Raw genomic sequence first — 3,721 nt, forward strand, 5'->3', positions numbered from 1 at the left:
ACTAGAGCTAGCAGGTTATGCATTAACTTTAGTATCATGCTAACTTCAATCCTTTTCTTCCTGTTAGCGATACATTCCCCTCAGCAGAAACGGTTATATGATCGCTCCACCAGCACATAAGCTTTCTGCGTTGCTCAAGATACTCTGCTCGATTATAAGCTTTCCTAACTTCATTCTTATCAACATGAGCTAACGCTGCTTCAATAACGTCAGGATTGAATCCTTGTTCGTTGAGAGTGGTACTTGCTAATGCCCTTAGCCCATGAGAAACCAACTGTCCTTCAAACCCCATTCTTTTTAGTGCCATATTAGCGCTCTGACTATTTACATGGCTTTTGGGATTTTTGTTACTTGGGAAAATGAATTCTCTATGACCACTGATTGGCTTCATTATTTCTAAAAGTGCCAAAGTCTGCTCTGTGAGAGGGATTGTATGGGGACGCTTCATCTTCATTCTTTCCTCAGGAACAACCCACACTTTATTTTCAAAATCGATGTCCTGCCAACGTGCTGTAGCGCTTTCAATTGGCCTTGTCATCGTGTGTAGCTGCCACTCAAGCAAGCAACGAGTAGATAGTGTAATGTTTGCACCAGCTATAGCTTGCATCAACTCTGGTAGTCTTTCTGGTTCGATAGTTACCATATGCTGGCGTTTAGGGGCCGGAAAGAGCTTGGTGATGTCTGCTAAGTAGTTTACTTCAATGTCACCTGACGCTACAGCAAGACGCATAACCTCGTTGATTATACGACATAGTCTTTTAACTGTTTCTAGAGTTCCTTGTGCTTTTACTGGCTCAAGAATACTGAGTACCGTTCTGGGTTTGATGTCTTGGATGGGGACATTCCCAAGTTTAGGTAGGATATGTTTCTCAAGAGCACGATAAGCTTTATCTGCTGTTTCTGGTTTTACGCTCTCTCTCTTGAGTGCCAACCATCTATCAGAAAATTTACCAAAGGTATTTTCAAGCTCTGCTCTTTCTTTTAAAAGCTGTTCATCTTTATGCTGTTTTGGATCGATATTGAGAGCTAAAAGAGTTTTTGCTTCAGAACGTCTTTTCCTTGCCTCGGCAAGAGAGACATCAGGAAAACTACCAAAGCTTATGTTGTTTCTTTTTTTGGTTATTGGATGAGTGTATTTCAGAATCCATAACTTTGTGCCATTCGTTTTAACACGCAATTGAAGGCCATCACCATCAGAGAGAGTGTATTCTTTGTCGGATTCTTTAGCTTGTTTAACTTGGGTGTTAGTTAAAGGGACTACTCTTTTTGCCATGATGTACCACCAAAATAGTCGATATTTAGCCGTTGGTACATTCGATGGTACATCAAAACGCGGATGTTACAAGATGAGCATAGACTGCTATAGACAAAGATTGCTTGCTAAGTATTGATTTTACTGGGGTAGATAGACGTTGGTAGACATATGTAGAAGAGAAAGTGGTGGCCCCTCCCAGACTTGAACTGGGGACCAATCGATTATGAGTCGACTGCTCTAACCACTGAGCTAAGGGGCCAAATTAGGTGTGTGATTATAGGGGATGGAGTTATGAGTGTCTACCCGCAAAATAGGGTAAATGCGCTTAGTTTTTATCCACTTAAACTATGAGATACAAAAAAGGTGAGCTTGTGCTCACCTTTTAGATTGGATAGGTTGCGATTACTCGTCTAGGAAGCTGCGCAATGTTTCAGAGCGGCTTGGGTGACGCAGTTTACGCAGTGCTTTCGCTTCAATTTGGCGGATACGCTCACGCGTTACGTCAAACTGCTTACCAACTTCTTCTAGCGTATGGTCTGTATTCATATCAATACCGAAACGCATACGCAGTACTTTCGCTTCACGAGGGGTTAGGCCAGCAAGAACGTCACGAGTCGCTGCTCTTAGGCTGGTGGCCGTAGCAGAATCAAGTGGTAGTTCAAGGGTTGTATCCTCGATAAAGTCACCAAGATGCGAATCTTCGTCGTCACCGATAGGTGTCTCCATAGAGATTGGCTCTTTAGCAATTTTCAGTACTTTACGAATTTTATCTTCTGGCATTTGCATGCGTTCTGCCAATTCTTCTGGCAGAGGCTCACGGCCCATCTCTTGCAGCATCTGACGTGAGATTCGATTCAGTTTGTTGATCGTTTCGATCATGTGTACTGGAATACGAATAGTACGTGCTTGGTCTGCAATTGAACGTGTGATAGCTTGGCGAATCCACCAAGTGGCGTAAGTTGAGAACTTATAACCACGGCGGTATTCAAACTTATCTACCGCTTTCATCAGGCCGATATTACCTTCTTGGATAAGATCCAAGAACTGCAGGCCACGGTTGGTGTATTTCTTCGCGATAGAAATAACCAGACGCAAGTTTGCTTCAACCATCTCTTTTTTCGCTCGACGAGCTTTCGCTTCACCGATAGACATGCGACGGCTGATGTCTTTAATGTTTTGTACATTCAAAGACGTTTCTTCTTCGATCATTTTCAATTTATGAATTGAACGACGAATGTCTTCTTCTTGCTGTCTGATTTTTTCTGCATAAGGTTTTTCTGAAGCGAGTACTTCATCTAACCATGCATCGCTTGATTCATTGCCAGTGAATAAGGCAATGAATGATTTCTTAGGCATTTTACCGTATTCGACCGCAGCTCTCATGATCAGACGTTCTTGAGTACGAACGCGATCCATAGAGGTGCGAAGCTTGTTGACTAGGTAGTCAAATTGCTTTGGCGTGAGTCGGAATTCACGGAAAATATCCAACATCAACTCGGTGGCTTGGGCGGCTTTATTGCTGTCATAGCCATGCTCATTTTTCGCGAGTTGAAGATTTTGATACTTGTTGCGTAGTTCGGTGAATTTTTCTAGCGCAAGCTCAGGGTCGATTCCTGCATCTTCTTCAGAGTCAGTATCTTCGCTGTCGTCATCGTCGTCATCATCGAGGTCGTCTTCATCAGCAAGGTCAGCGCTAGCAAGCTCTGAACCGATATGGGTCGCTGTTGGGGCGTTCGTTGCATCTGAGTCAGGATCAACAAAACCTGAGATCAGGTCTGTTAAACGAAGTTCTTCAGCAAGAACTTTGTCAAATTGCTCTAAGATGTATGGAATGGTGCCTGGATATTCAGCCACTGCGCGTTGAACTTGGTTAATACCATCTTCAATACGCTTAGCGATATCAATTTCACCTTCGCGAGTCAGCAGTTCTACGGTACCCATTTCGCGCATATACATGCGCACAGGGTCGGTAGTACGACCAATTTCGCTTTCTACACTGGATAATGCAGCGGCTGCAGCTTCGGCAGCATCCTCATCGGTGATTGCGTTGTCATCATTTAGAGCAAGATCATCGGCATCAGGGGCAGTTTCTACCACCTTAATGCCCATGTCATTGATCATCTGAATGATATCTTCTACCTGCTCGGAATCTACGATTTCTGCTGGTAGGTGGTCATTTACTTCGGCGTAGGTCAGATAGCCTTGCTCTTTGCCTTTAATGACAAGTAGTTTTAGCTGTGACTGCGGATTTTGATCCATAGACGGTATCCAACTTCATATCTGGTGAAGGAATTAGTATGCGAAATGCAAACCACATATACTAACAAATTTATTCATTGCTGACTATTTAAACTGGGTTACGCTTTCAAGTCTTTCATTAAGTCTTGAAGCTCCCGTCTCTCTTCGGCTGATAAACCGACGCTTCTTTCTTTTGCCTGCAGGTTTTCAATTTGCTTTTCGATGCAT

The 3,721-nt window shown here is 43.3% G+C and carries 2 protein-coding genes and 1 tRNA gene; all 3 read right to left on the minus strand.

What is annotated here, in order from left to right:
• Window positions 1-34 precede the first annotated feature (34 nt).
• On the minus strand, window positions 35-1,273 hold the full coding sequence (locus B9J84_RS09675) for an integrase domain-containing protein (RefSeq protein WP_094124032.1): 1,239 nt from the start codon (window positions 1,271-1,273) through the stop codon (window positions 35-37).
• Window positions 1,274-1,438: 165 nt separating this feature from the next.
• Window positions 1,439-1,514: transfer RNA gene (locus B9J84_RS09680), tRNA-Ile, on the minus strand.
• A gap of 143 nt (window positions 1,515-1,657) precedes the next feature.
• Complete coding sequence (rpoD, locus tag B9J84_RS09685; RefSeq protein ID WP_013857727.1) at window positions 1,658-3,514, minus strand: RNA polymerase sigma factor RpoD; 1,857 nt, start codon at window positions 3,512-3,514, stop codon at window positions 1,658-1,660.
• Window positions 3,515-3,721: the final 207 nt, after the last annotated feature.

Source organism: Vibrio sp. V03_P4A6T147 (genome assembly GCF_002241085.1).
Lineage (GTDB): Bacteria > Pseudomonadota > Gammaproteobacteria > Enterobacterales > Vibrionaceae > Vibrio > Vibrio anguillarum.

Excerpts from the sequence above, each read along its gene's own strand:
- rpoD (WP_013857727.1), bottom strand. The coding sequence starts at position 3,514 with ATGGATCAAAATCCGCAGTCACAGCTAAAACTACTTGTCATTAAAGGC.
- B9J84_RS09675 (WP_094124032.1), bottom strand. The coding sequence starts at position 1,273 with ATGGCAAAAAGAGTAGTCCCTTTAACTAACACCCAAGTTAAACAAGCT.